General features: G+C 68.3%; 19 protein-coding genes. 10 read left to right on the forward strand and 9 right to left on the reverse strand.

Features of this window, described 5'->3' with window-relative positions:
• The first annotated feature begins 25 nt into the window (after window positions 1-25).
• The 3 genes from QE385_RS09800 (at window position 26) to QE385_RS09810 (ending at window position 2,267) form a co-directional block, all read left to right on the forward strand.
• Window positions 26-475, forward strand: coding sequence for a hypothetical protein (locus QE385_RS09800; protein WP_307101327.1), 450 nt, complete (start codon window positions 26-28; stop codon window positions 473-475).
• A gap of 144 nt (window positions 476-619) precedes the next feature.
• Complete coding sequence (locus QE385_RS09805; RefSeq protein ID WP_307101329.1) at window positions 620-2,041, forward strand: DEAD/DEAH box helicase; 1,422 nt, start codon at window positions 620-622, stop codon at window positions 2,039-2,041.
• Between the two features lie 4 nt (window positions 2,042-2,045).
• Window positions 2,046-2,267: a DUF1289 domain-containing protein gene (locus tag QE385_RS09810; RefSeq protein ID WP_307101331.1), complete on the forward strand. Its 222-nt coding sequence runs from the start codon at window positions 2,046-2,048 to the stop codon at window positions 2,265-2,267.
• 158 nt (window positions 2,268-2,425) lie between these two features.
• Here the strand turns inward: QE385_RS09810 and QE385_RS09815 are convergent, their stop codons facing one another.
• A complete protein-coding gene (locus QE385_RS09815) occupies window positions 2,426-3,193 on the reverse strand; it encodes an enoyl-CoA hydratase/isomerase family protein (protein ID WP_307101333.1) in 768 nt (255 codons plus the stop codon).
• A 573-nt stretch (window positions 3,194-3,766) separates the two neighbouring features.
• Between QE385_RS09815 and QE385_RS09820 the strand changes: the two genes are divergently transcribed.
• Together QE385_RS09820 and QE385_RS09825 are read left to right on the forward strand one after the other, a co-directional pair.
• On the forward strand, window positions 3,767-5,194 hold the full coding sequence (locus QE385_RS09820; protein ID WP_307101336.1) for a glucoamylase family protein: 1,428 nt from the start codon (window positions 3,767-3,769) through the stop codon (window positions 5,192-5,194).
• 28 nt (window positions 5,195-5,222) lie between these two features.
• A complete protein-coding gene (locus tag QE385_RS09825) occupies window positions 5,223-6,002 on the forward strand; it encodes an SDR family oxidoreductase (RefSeq protein WP_307101338.1) in 780 nt (259 codons plus the stop codon).
• A gap of 6 nt (window positions 6,003-6,008) precedes the next feature.
• On the opposite strand, the gene rarD is transcribed toward QE385_RS09825, so the two are convergent.
• From rarD to QE385_RS09855, 6 genes are all read right to left on the reverse strand, one after another.
• Window positions 6,009-6,902 (reverse strand): EamA family transporter RarD, encoded by an 894-nt coding sequence (rarD, locus tag QE385_RS09830; protein WP_307101339.1) that lies wholly within the window; start codon window positions 6,900-6,902, stop codon window positions 6,009-6,011.
• A 215-nt stretch (window positions 6,903-7,117) separates the two neighbouring features.
• The gene (locus QE385_RS09835) at window positions 7,118-8,416 is read right to left on the reverse strand and encodes a dihydrolipoamide acetyltransferase family protein (RefSeq protein WP_307101341.1); all 1,299 of its coding nucleotides are present in this window, start codon (window positions 8,414-8,416) and stop codon (window positions 7,118-7,120) included.
• A 1-nt stretch (window position 8,417) separates the two neighbouring features.
• Window positions 8,418-9,425 carry an alpha-ketoacid dehydrogenase subunit beta gene (locus tag QE385_RS09840; protein WP_307104668.1) on the reverse strand — a complete coding sequence of 336 codons (1,008 nt, stop codon included), beginning with the start codon at window positions 9,423-9,425 and terminating at the stop codon, window positions 8,418-8,420.
• Between the two features lie 190 nt (window positions 9,426-9,615).
• Window positions 9,616-10,911, reverse strand: a complete 1,296-nt coding sequence (locus QE385_RS09845; RefSeq protein ID WP_307101343.1) for a 3-methyl-2-oxobutanoate dehydrogenase (2-methylpropanoyl-transferring) subunit alpha — start codon at window positions 10,909-10,911, stop codon at window positions 9,616-9,618.
• A 223-nt stretch (window positions 10,912-11,134) separates the two neighbouring features.
• A complete protein-coding gene (locus tag QE385_RS09850; RefSeq protein WP_307101345.1) occupies window positions 11,135-13,114 on the reverse strand; it encodes a sialate O-acetylesterase in 1,980 nt (659 codons plus the stop codon).
• A gap of 93 nt (window positions 13,115-13,207) precedes the next feature.
• Window positions 13,208-14,065, reverse strand: coding sequence for an endonuclease/exonuclease/phosphatase family protein (locus QE385_RS09855; RefSeq protein WP_307101347.1), 858 nt, complete (start codon window positions 14,063-14,065; stop codon window positions 13,208-13,210).
• A 187-nt stretch (window positions 14,066-14,252) separates the two neighbouring features.
• Between QE385_RS09855 and QE385_RS09860 the strand changes: the two genes are divergently transcribed.
• Window positions 14,253-16,367, forward strand: a complete 2,115-nt coding sequence (locus QE385_RS09860; RefSeq protein WP_307101348.1) for a TonB-dependent siderophore receptor — start codon at window positions 14,253-14,255, stop codon at window positions 16,365-16,367.
• Between the two features lie 36 nt (window positions 16,368-16,403).
• Here QE385_RS09860 and QE385_RS09865 read toward each other — a convergent pair whose 3' ends face one another.
• Window positions 16,404-17,087: a Fe2+-dependent dioxygenase gene (locus tag QE385_RS09865; protein WP_307101350.1), complete on the reverse strand. Its 684-nt coding sequence runs from the start codon at window positions 17,085-17,087 to the stop codon at window positions 16,404-16,406.
• A 19-nt stretch (window positions 17,088-17,106) separates the two neighbouring features.
• Window positions 17,107-19,494: a TonB-dependent siderophore receptor gene (locus QE385_RS09870; RefSeq protein ID WP_307101351.1), complete on the reverse strand. Its 2,388-nt coding sequence runs from the start codon at window positions 19,492-19,494 to the stop codon at window positions 17,107-17,109.
• Window positions 19,495-19,704: 210 nt separating this feature from the next.
• On the opposite strand from QE385_RS09870, the gene QE385_RS09875 reads away from it, so the two are divergent.
• The 4 genes from QE385_RS09875 (at window position 19,705) to QE385_RS09890 (ending at window position 23,580) form a co-directional block, all read left to right on the forward strand.
• Complete coding sequence (locus QE385_RS09875; protein WP_307101353.1) at window positions 19,705-21,000, forward strand: HD-GYP domain-containing protein; 1,296 nt, start codon at window positions 19,705-19,707, stop codon at window positions 20,998-21,000.
• 68 nt (window positions 21,001-21,068) lie between these two features.
• Window positions 21,069-21,530: a GNAT family N-acetyltransferase gene (locus tag QE385_RS09880; RefSeq protein ID WP_307101355.1), complete on the forward strand. Its 462-nt coding sequence runs from the start codon at window positions 21,069-21,071 to the stop codon at window positions 21,528-21,530.
• 56 nt (window positions 21,531-21,586) lie between these two features.
• The gene (locus tag QE385_RS09885) at window positions 21,587-23,200 is read left to right on the forward strand and encodes an NAD(P)/FAD-dependent oxidoreductase (protein ID WP_307101357.1); all 1,614 of its coding nucleotides are present in this window, start codon (window positions 21,587-21,589) and stop codon (window positions 23,198-23,200) included.
• Window positions 23,197-23,580, forward strand: a complete 384-nt coding sequence (locus QE385_RS09890; protein WP_307101360.1) for a reverse transcriptase-like protein — start codon at window positions 23,197-23,199, stop codon at window positions 23,578-23,580. Before QE385_RS09885 ends, QE385_RS09890 begins: the two co-directional genes overlap by 4 nt.
• Window positions 23,581-23,597: the final 17 nt, after the last annotated feature.

Below are 23,597 nucleotides of genomic sequence, written 5' to 3' on the forward strand. Positions count from 1 at the left end.
GCTGCTATGAGCGGGTCCCGCTGACATGCTGCGCCGCCCTTGGACACTTGCCGCCGCCACTCTGGCGACGCTGGTAACGCCCGCCTTGCTGGGGGCGGCCGATCCGTCATTGCCGCAAGGCCGCTTCGCCCAGGTCATGATCCGCGAGCGGGTCATCGTCCGCGTGCCGCGCACCCCGATGCGCGCGATGACGCCGACCCGGTGGAAGGAGCGCAAGGGCCCCCGCTGCATCCCCGCGCAACAGCTGGCGGGCGCGCTGCCCGGCGAAGAGGGGACGGTCGACATCGTCCTGGCGGGCGGCAACCGGGTGCGCGCCCATCTGTCGCGCGCCTGTCGGCAGATCGACTATTACGCCACCTTCTATATCCGCCCCGGTGCCGACGGCCAGATCTGCGCGCGACGCGATCCGATCCGGACGCGGGCGGGCGGCACCTGCGATATCCAGCGCTTCCGCGCCCTGACGCCGGCGCGCTGACCATCGCCGCCCTGTCCGGCAAGCGGGTGATTCACGACCCGAACGCGGCAAAAACTTGACTTTTGCCGTCAAATCCGCAAGCGCCTACCCTTGCTGGGCGAGCGCGGGGCGATTCCCACTCCACGCCATATTCCGGAAAACTGCATGAGCTTTGCCGATCTCGGCCTCTCCGACGAACTCCTGAAGACGGTCCACGATGCCGGCTATACCGAGCCGACACCGATTCAGGCGTCCGCCATCCCCTCCGTCCTGATGATGCGCGACATCATCGGCATCGCACAGACGGGGACGGGCAAGACCGCTTCCTTCGTCCTGCCGATGATCGACATCCTGGCGCATGGGCGCAGCCGCGCGCGCATGCCGCGCAGCCTGATCCTGGAGCCGACGCGCGAACTCGCCGCGCAGGTGGCCGAGAATTTCGAGAAATACGGCGCCAACCACAAGCTCTCCATGGCGCTGCTGATCGGCGGCGTGTCGATGGGCGACCAGATCAAGGCGCTGGAAAAGGGCGTCGACGTGCTGATCGCGACACCGGGCCGGTTGATGGACCTGTTCCAGCGCGGCAACATCCTGCTGACCGGCTGTTCGATGCTGGTCATCGACGAGGCGGACCGGATGCTCGACATGGGGTTCATCCCCGATATCGAGGAAATCTGCACCAAGCTGCCCAAGCAGCGCCAGACCCTGCTCTTCTCCGCGACGATGCCGCCGCCGATCAAGAAGCTGGCCGACAAGTTCCTGGAAAGCCCCAAGACGATCGAGGTCGCGCGTCCCGCCTCGACCAATATCAACATCGCGCAGTTCGTGGTGCCGGTCGCGCCCCAGTCGTTCGAGAAGCGCAAGCGGCTGCGCCAGCTGCTGGGCCAGGAGGAGGTTCGCACCGCGATCATCTTCTGCAACCGCAAGACGACGGTGCGCGAGCTGAACAAGTCGCTCAAGCAGCATGGCTTCCGCTCGGGCGAGATTCACGGCGACATGGAACAGCCGCAGCGGCTGGCCGAGCTGGAGTTGTTCAAGCGCGGCGAGATCAACATCCTGGTCGCCTCCGACGTCGCGGCGCGCGGGCTGGACATCAAGGGCGTCAGCCATGTGTTCAACTTCGACGCGCCCTGGCATCCGGACGATTATGTCCACCGCATCGGCCGTACGGGTCGCGGCGGCGCGACCGGCACCGCCTATACCTTCGTCGCGCCCGACGATGCCGAGAATCTCGAGAATATCGAGAAGCTGACCGGCCAGACCATCGATCGCCTGGAACTGCCCGCCCCCGTCGAGGAGGAGCGCCCCGGTCGCCGTCCGCGTCGCGAGCGCGGCCAGCGCGCCGCCGAGACGCCGGTCCAGGCCGCCCCCGCCCCCGAGCCGGTCGAGGAGGCGCCGCGCGCCCGTCCGGCCCGCCAGGCCCGCGAACCGGAGCCCCGGCAGGAGCAGCCCCGGTTCCAGGAGGCGCGCCCGCCGCGCGGCGACGACCGGCGTCGCGACCGCCGCTCCAATGCCGACGAGGCGCCCGATGACGGTGGCTGGAACGGCCCGATCCCGGACTTCCTGAAGGTCTCGTTCGGGATCTGATCCCATGTCGCTCGACATCATCAGCTTCGTCGAACCGGAACCCGCGAGCATCGCCAGCCCCTGCGTGCTGGTCTGCACGATGGACAAGGCGACGGGCTGGTGCCTGGGCTGCGCACGGACGATCCGCGAAATCTCGAACTGGAGCGCCAAGCCGTCCGAGGAACGCCGCGCGATCCTGGCCGCCCTGCCTGCGCGCAAGGCGGAACTGGCGGCGAAGCAGGGCTGAGGGGTGGCGGGCCGTGCGCCGCGCCCCCTACCCCACCGCCCGTTCAGCCTGAGCGAAGTCGAAGGCCACGCTAAACCGCCGCCCCGCGCTTCTGGCGGCGTGATTCCCTTGGCCTTCGACTTCGCTCAGGCTGAACGGCGGGTCGGAATTGCCGCCCCCTATCGCCCCACGAACCGTCCCGGCCGGCGTTCGCTGACTGCGCGTACTCCTTCGGCGAAATCCTCGGTCTGCATCAGCCTAGCCTGCTCGGCGAGTTCATGGTCGGTCGCCGCCTCGACCAGCGCGCGCAGGTCGCCGCGCAGCGTCCGCCGGGTCGAGGCCACCGCCAGCGGTGCGCCCGCCGCGATCTCCCGGGCCAGCGCCAGGGCCGTCTCGTCCAGCCGGTCGGGCGGCACCAGCTGGTCGACCAGCCCCCAGCGTTCGGCCTCGTCCCCCCGGATGCGCCGCCCGGTGAGCAGCATCATCGCCGCGCGCTGTCGCCCGATCACGCGCTCCAGCACCGCCGAGATGCCGAAGCCGGGATGCAGGCCCAATGCGACGAAATTGGCCACGAACCGCGCTTCGGGAGTGGCCACCCGGAAATCGGCGACCAGCGCCAGTCCCAGGCCGGCGCCCACCGCCGCCCCCTGCACCGCCGCCACGACCGGCGTGGCGACCCCGAACAGACGCGCCGCCGCGACATAGAAGGGGCTGCGCGCGCCCGGCGGCAAAGGCTCCGCCACCGGATTGGCGTTCAACAGGTCGGCCCCGGCGCAGAAGACCCGACCTTCGGATCGAAGAAGGATCGCCCGGATATCGGGATCGCGATCCGCCGAATCGAACGCATCACCCAATTCGGAAATGGTTCCCAGCCCCAGATGATTATGAGGCGGATTCCGTAGCGTCAGGACCGCCACCGCCGCGTCACGCCGAAATTCAACTGTCATGCCGCCCTCTTAGCCCGGTTTCCACGCGAACGGCCAGCACCATACCCGTTGCTCGAAAGACACAGGATCACCGCTTTAACCCAAGGTCCATCGACAGGGGCTTGAGCGGGCGGCCAAGACAGGATTAAGAGCCGTTCATGTCAGAATGACCGGCCGAAAACAGGTCGGCATCAGGCATCGGAAGCCGCAAGGCTTCGTGCCGGGAGAGGATGCCGGGCGGCTCGGTGGCGAGCCGCCCTTTCCCTTTCTACGATCATCCCATCGCCGATGCGTCCGCCCGGATCGGGCAGTCCCCGCCCCGTACCGATTCGGCGTCTCCGCCGTCCGGCCAAGTAACCGGTTACATTTTTTTATTCGCATGCCTGGACGGGCATGCTCACATCGGGCCGCCCGGCTGCCCCCATCATACTGTATCACCGACATATTTTGCCCAGCACGGCATCCGGGACGCCGGGGTCGGCCATGCCCCCTCCTGCTCTTCCCCGTAAAGGGTCGTTCCGGCTAGGTTGCGGGCCATAACGACCGGGCCGGGTACAGAACGGCACGGCACCAGAAAAGAAACAAGGAGAGACCATGTACGACCGCCGCGGCGTCCTGAATCTGGGCGGGCTGAGCCTCGCCGCCCTGATAACGGGATGTGCCGGGCAGCAGGGCCGGGTGAGCGCGCCGCGCATCATTCCGCAGGTTCTGCCCGACCTGATCCGCGATCTGCAGGAACGCACCTTCCGCTTCTTCTGGGAAACGACCGATGCCGAAACTGGCCTCGCCCCCGATCGCTGGCCGACGCCGTCCTTCGCCTCGATCGCGGCGGTGGGCTTTGCGCTGACCGCCTATCCGGTCGGCGTCGTCAATGGCTGGATCACCCGCGAAGAGGCGCGGCTTCGCACGCTGACCACGCTGCAATTCTTCGCCGATGCGCCGCAGGGGCCGGGCGAGACGGGGTTCAGCGGCTATAAGGGTTTCTTCTACCATTTCCTGGGCGTCACCAAGGGACAGCGCTTCGCCCGGTGCGAGCTGTCGACGGTCGACACCGCGCTGCTGCTGGGCGGCGTGCTGTTCGCGCAAAGCTGGTTCGATGGCGATCATCCAGACGAGGCCCGCATCCGCGCGCTCGCCGACCGGATCTACGGCGCCGTCGACTGGACCTGGATCACCCCGCGCGCGCCCTTGCTGTCGATGGGCTGGCACCCGGAGACGGGGTTCATCAAGTCCGACTGGGACGCCTATAACGAGGGGATGCTGCTCTATCTGCTGGCGCTGGGCTCCCCCACCCATCCGCTGCCGGAGGGGACATGGCAGGCCTGGTCCAGCCGGTTCGAGCCGAGCTGGTCGGATCGCTGGGGCCAGCCGCATCTCCACTTCGCGCCGCTGTTCGGCCACCAGTACAGCCATATCTGGGTCGACTTCAAAGGCATCCGCGACGGCTATATGGCGGGCAAGGGCATCGATTATTTCGAGAACAGCCGCCGGGCCGCCTATGCCCAGCAACGCTATGCCATCGAGAATCCGGGCCGTTGGCGCGGCTATGGCGCGGACATCTGGGGGCTGACCGCGTGCGACGGGCCGGGCGACTTCATCCAGACGATCGACGGGCTGCCGCGCGAATTCTACAGCTATTCGGCGCGCGGGCCGGGCGAGCGCGACGACGGCACGCTGGCACCCACGGCCGCCGCCGCGTCCATCCCCTTCGCCCCCGACATCGCGATTCCGGCGGTGCAGGCGATGCACGACCGCTATGGGCAGGGCATCTACGGCCAATACGGCTTTCTCGATGCGTTCAACCCGACCCTGACCAACCCGCCCGAGCCGTTGAAACATGGCCAGATCGTCCCCGGCATCGGCTGGGTCGACAAGGATTATCTGGGCATCGACCAGGGCCCGATCGTCGCGATGATCGAGAATCACCGCACCGGCCTGATCTGGAAGACGATGCGACGGAACCCGCACCTGCGGCGCGGATTGCAAAGGGCAGGATTCACCGGCGGCTGGCTGAACGGATAAGGACGGCCGCGCGATTTGGGAGGCGGCCATGACCGACACCATCCTGATTACCGGCGCATCGGCCGGTCTGGGCGCGGATTTCGCACGCGCGCTCGCGAAAAAGCCGGTGAGCCTGGTCCTGACCGCCCGGCGCACCGACCGACTGGCCGCGCTGGCGCAGGAACTGGGGCAGCGACCGGGGGTGGAGGTGCATGTCGTCTCCGCCGATCTGGGACGGCCAGAGGGGGTAAAGACCTTGCTCGACGGGGTGGCGGACCGCGGCCTGCATATCGATACGCTGATCAACAATGCCGGTTATGGCGCGCTGGGCCCCTTCGCGGACGGCGATCTGGCGACGCAGCTGGGGATGATCGACCTGAATGCCCGTGCGCTGGTCGCGCTGACCCATGCGCTGCTGCCCCCGATGCTGGCGCGCGGGCGGGGTGCGGTGCTGAACGTCGCGTCCACCGCCGCCTTTCAGCCGGGGCCCTATATGGCGGTCTATTATGCCAGCAAGGCGTTCGTGCTGCACTTCTCCGAGGCGTTGCACGAAGAGGTGAAGGGGCGCGGCGTGATCGTCACCGCGCTGTGTCCGGGGCCGACCAGGACCGAGTTCGCTGATGTCGCGGGCATGGCGCAGACGCCGCTGTTCGAACGCTTTGCGGGCACGTCGGACCAGGTGGTGCGCGACGGGCTGGATGCGCTCGGCCGGGGCCAGGCGGTGATGGTGTCGGGGCTGCTCAACCGGCTGACCGCCGCCAGCACGCGGGTGGCGCCGCGCGGGGTGCTGCGGCGCGCGGTCGCGAAATTGCAGAGCGGGCGGCGGTGAGCCGATTTACTCGGCGGTGACGGGCGTCCGGCTCCCCCGCACGCTGTCAAAGGCATAGAGCGCGCACCCCGCCCAGATCAGCGCGAAGGTGACGATGTGCACGGGCTTGAGCGGCTCGCCGAACAACAGCACGGCCTGCGCGAATTGCAATGTCGGGGCGAGATATTGCAGCAGCCCCAGGGTCGAATAGCGAAGCCGCCGCGCCGCCGCCGCGAACATCAGCAGCGGCGCCGCGGTCACCGCCCCCGCCAGGATCAGCAGCATGTCGAGATGCCGGTCCACCCCGAACGCCGCCGTGCCGGTGACGCTGGCCTGCACCAGCACCGCCAGCGCGGGCGCGGCCAGCAGCAGCGTCTCGACCGTCAGGCCGCCCAGCGCGTCGATCGCGGCGACCTTGCGGACCAGGCCATAGAATCCGAACGACAATGCCAGCGTCAGCGATATCCAGATCGCCCCGCCCCCGCTGATCGCCAGCACCGCCACACCCAGCGCGGCGATGCCGACCGCCACCGCCTGTCCCCGGCGGATCCGCTCGCCCAGCAGCACGACGCCCAGCGCGACGTTGATCAGCGGGTTGATGAAATAGCCCAGGCTCGCCTCGAGCACATGGTTGTTCTGGACCGACCAGATATAGACCAGCCAGTTCACCGCGATCAGCGCGGCGCTGGCGCAGAGCAGCAACAGGGTACGCCCGCGCGCCGCCGCCAGGATCGCCCGCCCCCGCCGCGCGACCAGCACGACCAGCGCCAGCAGCAACAGCGACCACAGGATGCGATGGGCCAGCACCTGAAGCGCCGGCACACCCTTCAACAGCTTGAGATAGAGCGGCAATATGCCCCAGCTGATATAGGCCCCGATGCCGAGCATCAGGCCGGTGCGGGCGTTATGGTCGGTCGTCATGCCGCCCCTGTTCCACGCCGGGGGCGCGGTTGGCAAGGCTTGGTCGGCGCGCGACCCTGGCGTCCGCCCGTCTGCGAGGACAGGGCGTGTGGCCGGTGGATGGGGTGATGCGTGGCCTTCGACTTCGCTCAGGCGGAACGGAGGTGGGGAATAGTTACCGACAGCGGTTCACGCTGAGCGAGCTCGAAGCGTACACCCTCACCCCGGATCGGCCCTCAATCTGCGAACAGCATCACCGGCATCTCCAGCAACCGCTTCAGCGCCTGGACATAGCTTGCCGCGTCATAGCCATCGACGACACGGTGATCGCAACTGATCGACAGGTTCATCAGCTTGGCGCGCGCGATCGTCTCGCCGCCGCGTCCGTCGGGGCGGAAGACCGGCCGCTCGACGATACGGTTGGGACCGATGATCGCCACCTCGGGCCGGTTAATGACCGGCGTCGTCGCGATCCCGCCGAGCGGCCCGAGCGAGGTCAGCGTGATGGTGCCACCGCCCATGTCGCCCCCGGCGATGCTGCCGGTGCGCGCCGCATCGGCCAGCCGCGCGATCTCGGTCGCCAGCTGCCAGACATTGCGGCTCTCGGCGTTTCGGATGACGGGGACCATCAGCCCGGTCGGGGTCTGGGTCGCCATGCCCATATGCACCGCGCCCGCTCGGGTCACAACGCCCGCCTCGTCGTCATAGCGCGCATTCAGCATCGGGAAGTCGGGCAGCGTCTTGCAGATCGCGACGATCAGCAAGGGCAGCAGGGTCAGCTTGGGCCGGTTGCTGCGCCCCGCATTCAGTTGCGCGCGGGTGTCCTCCAGCGCGGTGACGTCGATTTCCTCGACATAGGTGAAATGCGGGATGGCGCGCTTGGACGCCGCCATGTTCTCCGCGATGCGGCGGCGCATACCGATGACGCGAACCTGCTCATCGGCGCGGGGCGGGCGGGCGGGGGTATAGCCCTGCCCCGAACCGTAGCGCAGGAAGGCGTCCAAATCGGAGTGGCGCACCCGGTCGCCCTCGGCGGGCTTCACGCTCGACAGGTCGATGCCCAGATCCACCGCCCGCGCGCGGACGGCGGGCGAGGCCAGCACCTTCTTCTGCTCCCTCTCCCCTTGTGGGAGAGGGTCGGGGTGAGGGGGGGCCACGGGGGTTTCGGCTTGCGGCGCCGCCCCCTCACCCCGCCCCTCTCCCACAGGGGGAGAGGGAGTTTGCGCTTCTTCGACGCCGGGGTTTTCGGCTTGGAGCACCGCCTCTTCCGTCGCGGGCGACGCGGCCTCGATCGCATCGGTCTCGATCACCATCAGCGCCGATCCGATCGGCACCTGATCGCCGACCTCGCCCGCCAGCTCGACCACCGTGCCCGACACCGGCGACTCCATCTCGACCGTCGCCTTGTCGGTCATCATGTCGGCGACCGACTGGTCCTCCTCGACCCGGTCGCCCAGCTTCACATGCCAGGCGACGATCTCGGCCTCGGAAATGCCTTCGCCGATATCGGGCAGGCGGAAGGTGAAACGGGCCATGTCAGGCGTCCTTCAACAAGGTCTTGAGCGCCTGGCCGATGCGGACCGGGCCGGGGAAATAGGCCCATTCCAGGCTGTGCGGATAGGGCGTGTCGAAGCCGGTCACGCGCGCGATCGGCGCTTCGAGATGGTAGAAGCAGCGTTCCTGGACCAGCGCGGACAGCTCCGCGCCGAAGCCCCCCGTCCGCGTCGCCTCGTGCACGATCATGCAGCGGCCGGTCTTCTTGACCGACGCCTCGATCGCTTCGATGTCGAGCGGGATCAACGTGCGCAGGTCGAGGATCTCGGCATCGACGCCCATCTCCGCGACCACGGCGGCGCAGACATGGACCATCGTGCCGTAGCAGAGGATCGTCACCGCCTCGCCCGCGCGCACCGTCGCCGCCTTGCCCAGCGGGATGCGGTAATAGCCGGTCGGCACTTCGCCGCCGGGATGCTTGGACCAATTCTCCGCCGGGCGATCCCAATGGCCGTTGAACGGGCCGTTATAGATGCGCTTCGGCTCGAAGAAGAGGACGGGGTCATTGTCCTCGATCGCGGCGATCAACAGGCCCTTGGCGTCATAGGGGGTCGCCGGGATCACCGTCTTGATGCCCGAGACATGGGTGAAGATGCCCTCCGGCGACTGGCTGTGCGTCTGCCCGCCGAAGATGCCGCCGCCAAAGGGCGATCGCACGGTGATCGGCGCGGTGAACTCCCCCGCCGAGCGATAGCGCAGCCGCGCCGCCTCCGATACGAGCTGGTCGAGCGCGGGGTAGATATAGTCGGCGAACTGAATCTCCGGCACCGGGCGCAGGCCGTAGGCGCCCATGCCGACCGCGACGCCGATGATGCCGCATTCGGTGATCGGCGTGTCGAACACGCGGGTCTTGCCATACTTCTTCTGAAGGCCCGCCGTCGCGCGGAAGACACCGCCGAAATAGCCGACATCCTCGCCCATCACGACCACATCAGGGTCGCGCGCCATGACCACGTCCATGGCGGAGTTGATCGCCTGGATCATGTTCATGCGGGTGGTTTCGCCCGCCTGTTCGAAAGTCTCGGTCATGGTGTCGCTCACTGTCCCTCTCCCTTTGGGAGAGGGAAGGAGGCGCATAGCGCCGGGAGGGTGAGGGTGGGACGTACGGCGAGGATACCCTCACCCTCCCACTCGGCGGTGCCGAGCGGGCCCCTCCCTCTCCCGATGGGAGAGGGGAAATTCACTTGCGCGCCCATGGCCGTCCGCTCGCTTCTTCCTCGTCGAGCATCTGCTGGCGCTGCTCGCGCAAATGCCAGGGCATCTCCTCGAACACGCCGTCGAACAGGCTGTCGAGCGGCTGGTGCAGGCCGTGGCCGAGAATCCCGTTCGCCTCAGCCGCCTTTTGCGCGGCGCGGACTTCCTCGGCGACCTCGCGGTCCTGGGTCACGTGGCGTTCCTCGTCCCACTCGCCCAGCGCGATCAGGTGATCCTTCAACCGCCGGATCGGATCGCCCAGCGGCCAGGCGGTCGGCTCGCCCGCCGAGCGGTATTGCGTGGGATCGTCCGAGGTCGAATGCCCCTCGGTGCGATAGGTGAAATGCTCGATCAGCGTCGCGCCCTGGTTGGTCCGCGCGCGCTCGGCGGCCCATTGGGTGGCGGCATAGACCGCCAACGCGTCGTTGCCGTCGACCCGCAAACCCGCAATGCCATAGCCGATCGCGCGCGCGGCAAAGGTCGTCGCCTCCGCCCCCGCGAACCCGGAAAAGCTGGAGATCGCCCACTGGTTGTTGACGACGTTCATGACGACCGGCGCGCGATAGACGGCGGCGAAGGTGCAGGCCGAGTGGAAGTCGCCCTCCGCCGTCGAGCCCTCGCCGCACCACACGGCGGCGATCCGCGTATCGCCCTTGGCGGCCGAGGCCATCGCCCAGCCGACAGCCTGCGGATATTGGGTGGTGAGGTTGCCGGAGATCGAGAAGAAACCCGCTTCCTTGGCCGAATACATGATGGGCAGCTGCTTGCCGCCCAGCCGGTCCGCGCTGTTGGAATAGATCTGGTTCATCATGTCGACCAGCGGCCAGTCGCGCGCGATCAACAGCCCCTGCTGGCGATAGGAGGGGAAGCACATATCCTCATAGTCGAGCGCATGGGCGGCGGCGACGGCGACCGCCTCCTCGCCCAGCGCCTTCATATAGAAGCTGGTCTTGCCCTGACGCTGCGCGCGGAACATGCGCTCGTCGAACGCGCGGAGCAGCACCATGTGGCGCAGCATACGGCGCAAGGCATCGGGGGAAAGCCGGGGGTCCCAGGGACCGACTGCGCGGCCCTCGTCATCCAGCACGCGGACCAGCGTATAGGCAAGTTCGTGGAAGCTGTCGGCGGGCGCGGCGGTGTCCGGGCGGCGTTGCGCTCCGGCGGGGGGAACCTCGACACCGGCGAAGTCGACCGCATCGCCCGGCCGGAACTTCGGCTCGGGGACATGCAGTCGCAACGGGGCCAGGTTGGCGCGCGAAATGCCTTCTGGCGGCACGGCCATGCTCTCTCCTCAACGCTTCGCCCGATTCCATCGGGTCGTTGCTATCTTTCAACCCGATGGAATTTTATTTCAAGCGCCTTTTGTGACGGCTCAACGGGTTGCAGGCAGAGGCTGGCAAAGGACCCAGCCACAAGCACCGTCATCCCAGCGTAGGCTGGGATCTTTGGCAAGGATCGTCGTCATCCGCAAAAGGCCCCAGCCTGCGCTGGGGCGACGGGTTGCGTTATTGGTCGGTGATTGCCGCCTCGAACGGCACCACCGGATGCGGGGCTTCGTCATAGAGATTGACCACCGGCGCATCGGCCCAGGCATAGCGCACACGCACATCGCCGGGCCTGGCATCGGCCAGCCGCACCTCCGACCCGTTCACCGTCGCGTTGGCATAGCGACAGGCGGTGGCGTCACACAGCTCGAACCCGATCGGCGCCGCCGCACTCCAGGCGTGGAGCGCGCCCTGCACGCCGGTAAAGCGCAGCACCACCTCGCTTTGGCCCCGCGTCGCCGAGGCGATCATCGGCCCGGAGGCCTTGGCGCGATCGCCCGCCTCCAGATGCGTCTGCGCAAAGACCAGCCGCTTGGCCAACTCGTTCTTGTCGGCGGGGTGGATGTCGTTGCGCACGCCGATATCGACCGTCGTGGCCAGCGCGCTATGCGGATCGCGCAGCACCGCCAGACGCTGCGTCTCGCGCAGCGCGGCCCAGCCGCTATCCTCGATCCGGACCGGCGGCGCGCCGTAATTGGCGAGCTGCACGATCAGGAAGGGCAGGTTCGCATCGCCGAACTGCCGCCGCCAGCCCGCCATCAGGAGCGCCAGCCGGTCGCCATAATCGGCGCGCCCCACATCCGACTCGCCCTGATACCAGGCGACGCCCTTCAGCCCGATCGGCCCCAGCGGCGCGATCATACCGTTATAGAGCGTGCCGATCCCCGCATGGCTTTCCCAGGGGCTGCGCGGATAGCTCTGGTCGTCGCGCTTATAGACCGAATAGCGCCAGCCGGTGCCGAGCGGGATCGGCGCTCCCCCGGCGGGGGTGAAGCGGATCTGGTCGGCCGGGCCGAACATCCCGCCCGGCCCATAGCCGTCGCCCAGCCCCACGACGATCTCGTTGCGCCCCTTCCGAAGCGCCGCGCGAGGCACGGTGTAGCGGCGCCAGTCGCCCCAGCCGAAGGTCGCGCCCACGACCACCCCGTTGACCCACACCGTGTCCATCTCGTCGATCCCGGCCAGCTCGACCACGCCGTCGCCGGTCGGGGCCTGGGCCAGATCGAAGCCCTGCCGGAACCAGACCAACCCGTTATAATCGGCCAGCGCGGGCACGCCCCATTCCTCCCACGGGCCGAATTTGGGCACCGGGGTCCAGTTCAGGCGGTCGGGCGCATTCCAGGGCTCCTGCCCCGCCCTGGTCCCGCTGGCCTTGCGCCACCACTCGCCCCAACGGCCGCCGAAGGCGCGGAGCCCGGCGGCATGGTCGCGCGCATAGAGCGCCAGAAGGTCGACATCGGCGGCCAGCCCCGGCAGCTTGCGCGCATCGACGCCGGGGATCCACGGAATGATCTTGGTCCCGCCCCAGCTCGAATCGATCGCGCCCATCGGCACCTTGGACTTCGCCGCGAGATCCTTGACCATCAGATAGCAGGCGGCGGAAAAATCGGCGACGCTGGCGGGCGCGGCGGCGGCCCAGACTGGGCGCTTCTCCAGCGCCTCTTCGGGTGACAGGCCGACATGATGCGCGATGTCGAGCAGGCGGATACGGTCGTCGGCCGCGCCCTTGACCAGCATCTCGCCGTTCAGCGCCTGCTTGGTCGGATATTCCATGTTCGACTGGCCCGAGCACAGCCAGACATCGCCGATCAGCAGATCGTCCATCGCATCGGTCGCGCCGTCCTGGCCGGTCGCGGTCAGGGTCAGCGCCGCGCCGCCCGCCGCCATGGCGGGCAGGGTCGCGCGCCAGCGGCCCTGGCGGTCGGCGGTGGCATCGGCGCTGTTGCCGCCCAGCGTGACCTTCACCCGCTCGCCCGCGTCCGCCGTCCCCTCGACGATGATCGGGCGGTCGCGTTGCAGGACGGCATGCGCGCTCATCGGGGTCAGGATGCGCGGCCGTGCCTCGGCCATGACCGGCCAGGCGGTTGCCGCCCCCAGAGCCAGCGCCAGAATCGCCCGCCGCCCGGCGCCAGACCGTGATTGCCCTTCGCGCATCGTCATCCCTCTCCTGTCCCGTCGGGCCGCCGGTTCGCGGCCATCGGATTCCGGCGGGAGCATAGGAACGGGCAAATGATAACGCTATCGCAAAAGACGTTACCGGCTGTGCCCCGCCGCGAAGGACAGGGTGGCGCGGACCGGGAAATGATCCGACGGATAGGTCGCGCCCCGATGCCAGCGATCGGTCGCGATATGGTCCGCGCGAAAGCCGCGCAGGAACAGATAGTCGATCCGCCGGTCGGGCGTGCCGGTAAAGTCGTGAAAGGTCATCTCCGGCCCTTCGCGCCCGGCGGCGCTGGTCCAGGCATCGGTCATCGCCCCCGCCAGCGTGCGATAGGCCGCGCTGTCGGGACGCGCATTCATGTCGCCCGCCAGCACCACCGGCAACCCCTGCGCCAGTGCGGGCAGCCGCGACAGGATCAGCCTAGCGGCACGGTCGCGCGCCTCGGCATCCTCGTCGCGGTGCGGCAGATGCGTGTCGACGAACAGGAAGCGGCGGCGCTCCGCCCCCTTCGTCTCGAACACGCCCCAATTCGCCATGCGCGGCAGGTCGGTGCCCCAGCTCCGGCTGCCCACCATGTCGGGCGTGTCCGACAGCCAGAAATCGCCATGCCGGATCAGGGTCAGCCGGTCGGGGCGATAGAAGATGCCCATATGCTCGTCGTCATGCCCCCCGCGCCGGTCGCGCCCGAACCAGCGATAGCCGGGCAGCGCGCGGGTCAGGTTGTCGCCCTGCCGCTGGAGCAGTTCCTGCGTCCCGATCAGGTCGGGCGCGGCGCGGCGGATGAGCTCGACCATCACCGGCCGCCGCACCGCCCAGCGCTCCGCCCCCTCGTCCGAGGCATAGCGGACGTTGAACGTCATGACCTTGAGCGGCCGTGCCCAGCCGCTCAGCGGGGCGAGCGTCGCGGCCAGCGCCGCCGCATGGCAGATGATTCGCCAGAATCCGGTCATTTCATGATCCTCAATCGCCATGGCCGCCCGGAAGTTGCCCGAGTCCCGACCGTCATGCCCCAGGCGCATGACAGCGCGGCATGTCAGCGGCGTGACAGGTAGCGGTATCCGATCATCACTTCATGATTGAGAGTTATTAGCATTATCGATATGGCGCGCCCGAAATCGATTGATGTGGGGGCTTGTGATGATGTCGAAGGCGATGGGGCGCGCCATGCTGTTGGCCGGGGCGATGATGGCCCAGGGCGTTCAGGCGCAGACCGCGTCGGCGCTGCGGGGCGATAGGGCGGTGCGGGACGATGCGACGGACCGCACCGATATCGTCGTCACCGGCCTGCGCGACGCCAATGCCAGCATCACCGGCACCGACGCGTCGCCCGCCCGCTATCCCCAAAGCCTACGCGTCATCGACCACGCACTGATCGACCGGCTGGGCGCGACGCGGCTGGACGACACGATCGACCTGGCGGGCGGGGTCGCGCGGCAGAACGACTTTGGCGGGCTGTGGGACAAATATTCGATCCGCGGCTTTGCGGGGAACGAGAATAGCGGCCCGGACATCCTCATCAACCGGTTCAACAGCAATCTGGGCTTCAACGCGCCGGTCGACACCGCCACGGTCGAGCGGTTCGAATTCCTGAAGGGCGCCGCCGCCGCACTGTCGGGGCTGGGCGAGCCCGGCGGTTCGCTCAACATCGTCACCAAGACGCCGACCACGACGCTCCAGGGCGAAACCTCGCTCAGCTATGGCAGCTGGAACCGGCTGCGCGCGACCGGCGACATCAGCGGCCCCGTGACCGATACTTTAGCCGCACGGCTGATCGGCGTGTCGGAACAGGGCGACAGCTTCCGCCAGTTCGTCCACACCGACCGGCTGCTGCTCGCCCCCTCGGTCTCGTTCACCCCGAGCCAGGACCTGCGGTTCCTTTACCAGGCCGAGTTCATGCGCAACCGCGCGCCGATCGATCGCGGCGTGGCGGCGATCAAGGGCAATGCGCGCTCGATGGACCGCAGCACCTTCCTGGGCGAGCCCGCCGATGGCCGGATGACCCAGCGCATGCTGTGGCAACAGGGCAGCGTCTTTGCCGCGCTGTCCGACCGCGTCTCGCTGGAGGCCGGGCTGTCCAGCCGCGACGGCTTCCTGACCGGCTATGCGACCCAGCCCGATTTCGGCGCGCGCGGGGTGCAGGCCGATGGCCGGACGATCGGACGGTCGCGGCGCTTCCACGATTTCCGCTGGCAGGACCTGACCGCGCGGGCCGAGCTGACCGCGAAACTCGACTGGCTGGGCCTGTCGCACGAGCTGCGCATCGGGGCCGACCGGGTGCGCCACGGCATGGATTTCCGCATGGACCAGGCACGCGGGCGGCCGGGTGCGCCGATCCTGACCATCGACGCCTTCGCCCCCGTCTATGGCCAGCCCCTGCCCGTGCCGACCGCGTTCCAGAACCGCCACCACTCCTTCCGCAGCGAGAGCATCTATGCGCAGGACCTGATCCGCTTCGGCGATTTCACCGCGCTGATCGGCGCGCGCTGGAACAGCTTTCGCGAGACGATGGTGAACCATGTCCGCGGCGATCTGCGGCTGGATACGGTGGATCGCGGCATCACCCCGCGCGCCGCGCTGAGCTGGGCGGCCAGCCCGCGCTTCTCGCTGTTCACCAGCTGGGGCCAGTCGCTGCGCCTGAACCCGTCGGACGGGATCAGCAGCTTCGACGCCGAGCGTAGCGAGTCCACCGAGATCGGCGCGAAATATGCGCTGTTCGGCGGCGCGCTGACCGGCCAGACCGCGCTGTTCACCATGACCAAGCGCAACGTGCTGAACCCCAATGCCACCGATGTCTTCACCAAGACCCAGATCGGCCGCCAGCGGTCGCGCGGGGTCGAGACGGTGGCCGACCTGCGGCTGGCCAGCGGGCTGACCGGCACGGCGACCTACACCTACACCGACGCCACGGTGCGTAATGACAAGAACACCGCGCTGATCGGCACCACGCTGTCCAACGTCCCGAAGCATCTCGCCGCGCTGGACCTGCATCAGCGGGTGGGGGCGGTGACGGTCGGCGGCGGCGTCACCCATGTCGGCGCGCGCAACGGCGACCCCTTCGCCAGCGGCTATCGCCTGCCCGCCTATACGATCGTGCGCGCCGATGCGACCTGGGCGGTGACGCCGCGCTTCGACGTGCGGCTCGACCTCGAGAATCTGTTCGACGTCTATTATATCAGCAGCAGCTATGCCGATGTGTGGACGATGCCGGGCGCGCCGCGCAATGTGCGGGTGACGCTGCGCGGGCGGTTCTGAGGGCTCGTCGCCCCGGCCCGGACCGGGGCGATCCGCTCAGGCGTCGGCCCAGCGGCGCAGCAGATTGTGATAGACGCCGGTCAGCTCGACCACCGATCGGTCCCCCTGCCCCTTCTCCGCCCCGACCCGCTGGATCGCGCGGTCGAGGTCGAACAGGATGCGCCGCTCGCCATCGTCGCGGACCATCGACTGGACCCACAGGAACGACGCGACGCGGCACCCGCGCGTCACCGGCTCGACCCGGTGGAGGCTGGAGGCGGGGTAGAGCACCGCATCGCCCGCGCCCAGCTTCACCCGCTGTTCGCCGAACAGATCCTCGACCACCAGCTCGCCACCGTCATAGGCGGCGGGGTCTTCGAGGAAGAGCGTCAGCGACAGGTCGCTGCGCATGCGGAAATCGCTGCCGCGCTTCAGACGGACGGCATTGTCGACATGCACGTCGAACGCCTGCCCCCCGGCATAGCGGTTGAACAGCGGCGGATAGACCTTCAGCGGCAGCGCCGCCGCCACGAACAGCGGCGACCGGCCCAGCGCGTCGAGGACCATCCGCCCCGCCTGGGTGGCGGCGGCGGAGTCCTCGGGCAGTTGCGCGTTGCGCTTGGCGAGCGCGGCCTGCGGGCCGGAGGTGGCGTTGCCGTCCGCCCATTCCCCTGCATCGACGATCGAACGGACCTGCGCCACGCCGGCAGGATCGAGGACGTTGGGGATGGCGATCAGCATGACGGCAACGCTAGTCCGTTCAGAAGTTGGTGAACAGGCTGAGCGTGGCCTGCCGCCGGTCGCCGGGGACCGCCCAGCCGCCGGTGACGACGCCGGTCGTCGCGTTCACATTGTTGCGCACGCCGGTCACATATTTCTCGTCGGTGAAGTTCTGGACGTTGAGCTGCAGCGTCCAGCGCTCGGCCAGCGTATAGGCCAGGAAGGCGCGGTGGATCAGATAATCCTCCGCCCGGTACTGGGTGCGATTGGCCGCGACCGGCGCATTGGTCGCGAAGTCGCCCTGATAGGTCAGGCCATAGCCGACCTCCAGTCCGAAGGGCAGCTTGTAGGTGGTGAACAGGCTGCCCGAATGCTTGGGCGTCTGGATCAGCTGGCTGTTCGCCTGCACATCGGCCACGCCCGCCGCCTTGTCGCGGTTGGAGATGCTCTGCAGCACCTTGCCGTCGAGATAGGTATAGTTGGCGAAGATCGTCCAGGCCGGGGTGATCGCCCCCGACAGGCCTAGCGCGACGCCGTCCACCCGGCTGCGCCCGTCCAGCACCTGAAGCCCGGCGGGCAGCGCGGGATCGTTGGAGGGGACGCGGTAATTGGTGCGTTCGTTGCGGAAGACGGCGGCGGTCACCTCCAGATGGCGGTCGAACAGCCCGGCCTTCACCCCGGCTTCGTAATTCTTCGCGGTTTCGGGCGCGACGGCGCACGGATTCGCGGCGGTCGCGGTCGAGGGCACGCCGCAGCCCAACCGCACGGTCGCGGACGAGGGGGTCTTGGCATTGCCATAGCCGGCATAGAGGCTGACATTCTCGACCGGGTGGAACACGCCGCCGACCCGCCAGGAGAATAGCCGCTCGCGGCTGACCTGCGGCTGGGCTTGGAGCGCGGTCAGCGGGGTCGTCCCCGGCGGCACCACCGCCAGCGGCAGGGCGCGGAAATTCGCCTCCTGATATTCGTACCGGACGCCGCCGTTCAGCTCGAAGAAGCGGTTCAGCTCCAGCGTGTCGAAGGCATAGACCGCCAGGTTGCGCGTCTCGCTGCGCGACTGGGCGGTCGTGGTCAGGTTGATCGGCCCCGTATAGTCGGTGTTCGGCACGGCGATGGCGATCAGCGGCAGCGGCGAGACCGCGCTGCCATTGGCGTTGCGCAGCAGCGAGGCCGTGGTGATGCGGTAATTCTCCAGCGTTCCCGACAGGCCGACATTCAGGACATTGTGAAGGCCGCCCTTGGCCCCCGCCTCGTGCCGCACGTCGAACTGGTCGTACAGCATCTGGTTGCGCTGATCGCGCACATAGCCCCGCGGGCCGGACGGCAGATAATAGCCCGGCGGCACATTGGCGGGACAGGCCGCCCCCACGGTCGCGCCCGGCGTCGCGGTGATCGGTTGCCGCCCGGTCGAGGCGAGGCAGAAGGTCCCCTGTGGCGCGGAGGTGACGCTATATTGCGTGACCTGCTGCCAGCGGGTCAGATTGCGCAGGCTGAGATGCGCATCGACCTGATGCCGGAAGGTCGCGGTGAACCGGTCGACGGTGATGTCCTGCCGGTCGAGATTGGCGATGCCGAAATAGGCGCTGCGGCTCGCGCCCGGCACGAAGCCGTCGACCAGTCCGTTGTCGAAATAGGGCACGCCGTATACCGGCGTGTTGCGATCCTCCTGATGGACATAGGCGAGCGTCAGGCTGGTCGGGCCGGTCATGCCGATCGTGACCGAGGGCGCGACGCCCCAGCGTTCCATCTTCTCGACGTCGCGGCCGGGTATGTCGTTGTGATGATAGGCCGCGTTCAGCCGCACCGCGACCAGGTCGGAGGCGCGGACATTGCTGTCCACCGCGCCGCGATAATAATTGTCGGTGCCGACCGACCCCTGCACGATCGTCAGCGTCTCGGCCGTGGGCACCTTGGAGACGAGGTTGATCGTGCCGCCGACCGATCCCGATCCGTTGAAGACGCTGTTCGCGCCGTTATAGACCTCGACCTGTTGCAGGTTGAACGGGTCGGTCCGGCTATATTGCGCGCTGTCGCGGACGCCGTCGATCGTGACGTCGTTGTTCGCCGAAAAGCCGCGCAGGTTGATCGAATCGCCATAGCCGCCGCCGCCTTCGCCCGCGCCGAAGGTGATGCCCGGAATCGTCTGGAGCACGTCGCGCAGCGTCTGGAGATTCTGTTTCCGGATCGTCTGCTCGCTGACCACGGTGATCGTCTGGGGCGTGTCGAGCAGCGGGGCGGTCGCCTTGGGGCTTTCCAATACGGCGGCGCCGGTCGCACGCTGTCCGGTCACGACCACATCGCGCTGCCCGGTGGCGTCCTGCGCATGGGTCGCGGCAGGATCGGCGCGGCGCGCATCCTCGGCGGCGGCGATCCCCGGTGCGGTCGCCAAAAAGCCTACGCAGGACAAGGCGATGAAGGATTGTGACATGATGATTTCCCCTTTGCCCGCGCGCTATTGCTAAAGACTCGCATAGTCAACGCTATTGCAAGTGATTATCGCATTGCGGGCTGGTCGGGTGCGGCGCCAGTCTGACCAAATCGGTCGCTCTTTCGGACCGATGCGGCGGGGCCCGCGTGCGCGGCTGCGTCCCGCCAGACCGCAACCAAGCCTTTACCTGCTCTCGGTTAAGCGCGGTCCATGAGTGACGATGGGGACACGAATCGGTATATCCGAATCCGGGGAGATCAGGCGGAATTGGGCATGTTCGTTCATGCCGTGCACTGTTCCTGGATCCACAACCCGTTCTGGCGACGCAGCTTCCTGCTGATCAGTCCGCAGGACCAGGCGCTGATTCACGAATCGGTGCCGCAGATCACCATCGACCTGGCCAAGGGGCGCGGGCTGAAGGTGATGGCCATGGCCGACAGCCGCGACCACGACGATCCCGCTCCGCCCCCCGAGCCCCCCGCCGCCGCCGCGCCCGAGCCGGTCGTCGCGATCCGCCCCCGGCGCCGCAAACCGCCGACCGAGCTGGAGCGCGCCGCCGCCACCGCCGAACGCGCCATCGCCGCCGTCACCAGGCTGTTCGCCGAGGCACGGCTGGGCCGCGCCATCCGCACCGCCGACCTGCTGCCCATGGTCGAGGAGATCGCCCATGCGACCAGCCATAACGGCGCCGCGCTGATCGCGGTCACCCGGCTGAAGGACAAGGACCAATATACCTATATCCATTCGGTCGCGGTCGGCACGCTGATGATGGGGCTGGCCCGCCATCTGGGCATGGACGACGACGATGTCCGCGTCGCCGGGCTGGCCGGGATGCTGCACGACATCGGCAAGATGCAGGTCCCCGCCGAGATCGTCGACAAGCCCGGCCGCCTGACCGGCGAGGAGCTGGCGCAGATCCGGCTTCACCCCGGCCTGGGGCATCGCATGCTGCTCGACCTGGAGGATCTCGACCCGCGCATTCTCGACGTGTGCCTCCACCATCACGAGAAGATGGACGGCACCGGCTATCCCGACGGACTGAAGGGCAAGGAGATCAGCCGCTTCGCCCGGCTGGCGGCGGTGTGCGACGTCTATGACGCGGTCACCTCGATCCGGTCCTACAAACGCGCCTGGTCGCCGCACGAGGCGCTGGCCCAGATGCTGGAATGGGAGGGGCATTTCGACCCCGCGATGCTGCGCGCCTTCATCGCCTGTCTCGGCATCCAGCCCTTTGGCGCGCTGGTCCGGCTGCACTCCAACCGGCTGGGCATCGTGGTGCGCGAGGGCGAAAGTCCGACCACGCCGATCGTGCGCAGCTTCTTCGACGTGCCCGACCAACAGACATTGCCCGTCGAGGATGTCGCGACCAGCGGCGACCCGATCATCCGGGCGGAACGCGGCGAATATTGGTTCGGCGAAGGCTGGCCCACCCTGCAGGCCGAGATCATGGCGCAGGTCGCCGTGCCCGAGGCCCCGCGCCATCACCTGCCCCGCGCCCGGATGTGAACCCCGGCGCTGGCGATCGCGCCGCCGCCTGATAGGATGGCGTTCCCGCTCACCACGTCGAAGACCCTATGATCATTCGCACCGCCACCCCGGACGATGCCGTGCCGATGAGCCGAGTCCTCCGCGAGATCATCGCTTTGACCGGCCGGGTACGCCCGAACGATCCGGCCTTTGCCTTGTCGCATTACATCGCTGGACCCGAGGGGATACGGTGCAGCGTTGCGGTCGATGGCGATGGCGCGGTGCTGGGGTTTCAGTCGCTGAAACGCGCCGTCGCGGGCAATCCCTACGATGTGCCCGAGGGATGGGGCATCATCGGCACGCATATCAGTCCGCGCGCGCATCGTCGCGGCGTCGGCAAGGCATTGTTCGCCGTCAGCCGGGAGGCCGCGATCGCCGCCGGGCTGGACCGGGTCGATGCGTCGATCGGCGCGGACAATGCCGTTGGCCTTGGCTATTATGAGGCCATGGGCTTTCGCACCTGGCGCGAAGGGAACGGAATCATCCAGAAGATGCTGATTCTGGCCTGACGCCCGACACACGCGGGCAATGGCGGCCCGCCGCGCAATTCTGTATGGCGCACGGGATGATCCGCCTCAGTGAATTGAAACTGCCTCTCCATCATGCGGACGAGGCACTGCCCGCGGCCATTTGCCGCCGGTTGCGCGTGACCCCGCGCGACATGATCCGCTTCACCGTCGCCCGGCGCGGCCATGATGCGCGGGACAAGGGCAATATCCAGCTCGTCTATTCGGTCGACGTGAACCTGAAGAACGAGGCGGCGGTGCTCGAACGCTTTCGTCGCGACCGCGATGTGCAGCGGACCCCCGACACCCGCTATCACCTGCCGGCCGCGCCGCCGCCGGGTGCGAAGCGCCCCGTCGTCATCGGTGCGGGCCCCTGCGGCCTGTTCGCCGCGCTGGTGCTGGCGCAGGCGGGATACCGGCCGATCGTGCTGGAGCGCGGCAAGGTGGTGCGCGAGCGGACGCAGGACACCTGGGGCCTGTGGCGGCGCAGCGTGCTGAACCCCGAATCCAACGTCCAATATGGCGAAGGCGGGGCGGGCACCTTTTCGGACGGCAAGCTCTACAGCCGGATCAAGGACCCGCGCCACCTGAACCGCAAGGTGCTGACCGAGTTCGTGAAGGCCGGTGCGCCGCCCGAGATCCTGACCGAGGCGCATCCGCATATCGGCACCTTCCGCCTGGTGACGATGGTCGAGAGCATGCGCGCGACCATCGAGGAGCTGGGCGGCGAATATCGCTTCTCCACCCGCGTCGACGGGCTGGACATCGAGACCGACGGTGCGGGCGAGCGGCGGGTGCGCGGGCTGCATCTGAACGGCGGCGGCTATCTGGAGGCGGATCACGTCGTCCTGGCGATCGGGCACAGCGCCCGCGACAGCTTCGCGATGCTCCAGGCGGCGGGCGTCCATGTCGAGGCCAAGCCCTTTTCGATCGGGGTGCGCATCGAGCATCCGCAAGGCTGGATCGACCGCGCGCGCTTCGGCCACCAGGCGGGACATCCGATCCTGGGCGCGGCCGAATATCACATCTCGCACCACTGCAAGAACGGGCGCACCGTCTACAGCTTCTGCATGTGCCCCGGCGGCACGGTGGTCGCCGCGACCAGCGAGGAGGGGCGCGTCGCGACCAATGGCATGAGCCAATATTCGCGCAACGAGCGCAACGCCAATTCGGGCTTCGTCGTCGCGATCGATCCGGAGCGCGACTTTCCCGGCGACCCGCTGGCGGGCCTGGCGCTGCAACGCCATTGGGAGGAGCGCGCCTATGTCGCGGGCGGCTCCAACTACAAGGCGCCCGCGCAGCGGGTGGGCGACTTCCTGGCCGGGCGGCCCTCGACCAGCCTGGGATCGGTCACCCCTTCCTATCGCCCCGGCGTCACCCCGACCGACCTGTCGCAATGCCTGCCCGATTTCGTGGTCGAGGCGATGCGCGAGGCGATTCCCGTCTTCGGCCGCCAGATCGCGGGCTATGACCATCCCGACGTGGTGATGACCGGCGTCGAGACGCGCACCTCCTCCCCCGTCCGCTTCACGCGCGGCGAGGACGGGCACAGCCTGAACACACGCGGTCTGTTCCCGGCGGGCGAGGGCGCGGGCTATGCGGGCGGCATCCTGTCGGCGGCGGTCGACGGCATCAAGACGGCCGAGGCGGTCGCGCGCAGCATCGCGGCGTGAAGATCTTCTTCGACGGCGGGCTGCGCCCCACCGGCCTGGAATGGGCGGTGGTGATGGGCGGCCATGCCCAAGTCGCGCGCATGGCCGGACCGGGCGACAGCATGGACGCCGAATGGCTGGCGCTGATCGCCGCGACCCGTCTGGCCCATGATGCGGGGCTGGCCGACGTCCTGCTGCTGGGCGACTCGCTCGCGGTCATCGGGCAGGCGAGCGGACGCGTCCGGGTCCCGCCCGCCTATCGCGCGCATCACCGGCTCTGGTCCGACCTGCCGCGCCCGCCGGGGCGCTTCCGGCTTCGCCACATAAGGCGGACCCAGAATCTGGCGGGCATCGCGCTCGCCAAACCCTGGCTCTACCCGCAGGCGCAACGCGGCGGCTGATCCGCCCGGCCTGTTTG

It is taken from the genome of Sphingomonas sp. SORGH_AS_0950 (assembly GCF_030818415.1).
Lineage (GTDB): Bacteria > Pseudomonadota > Alphaproteobacteria > Sphingomonadales > Sphingomonadaceae > Sphingomonas.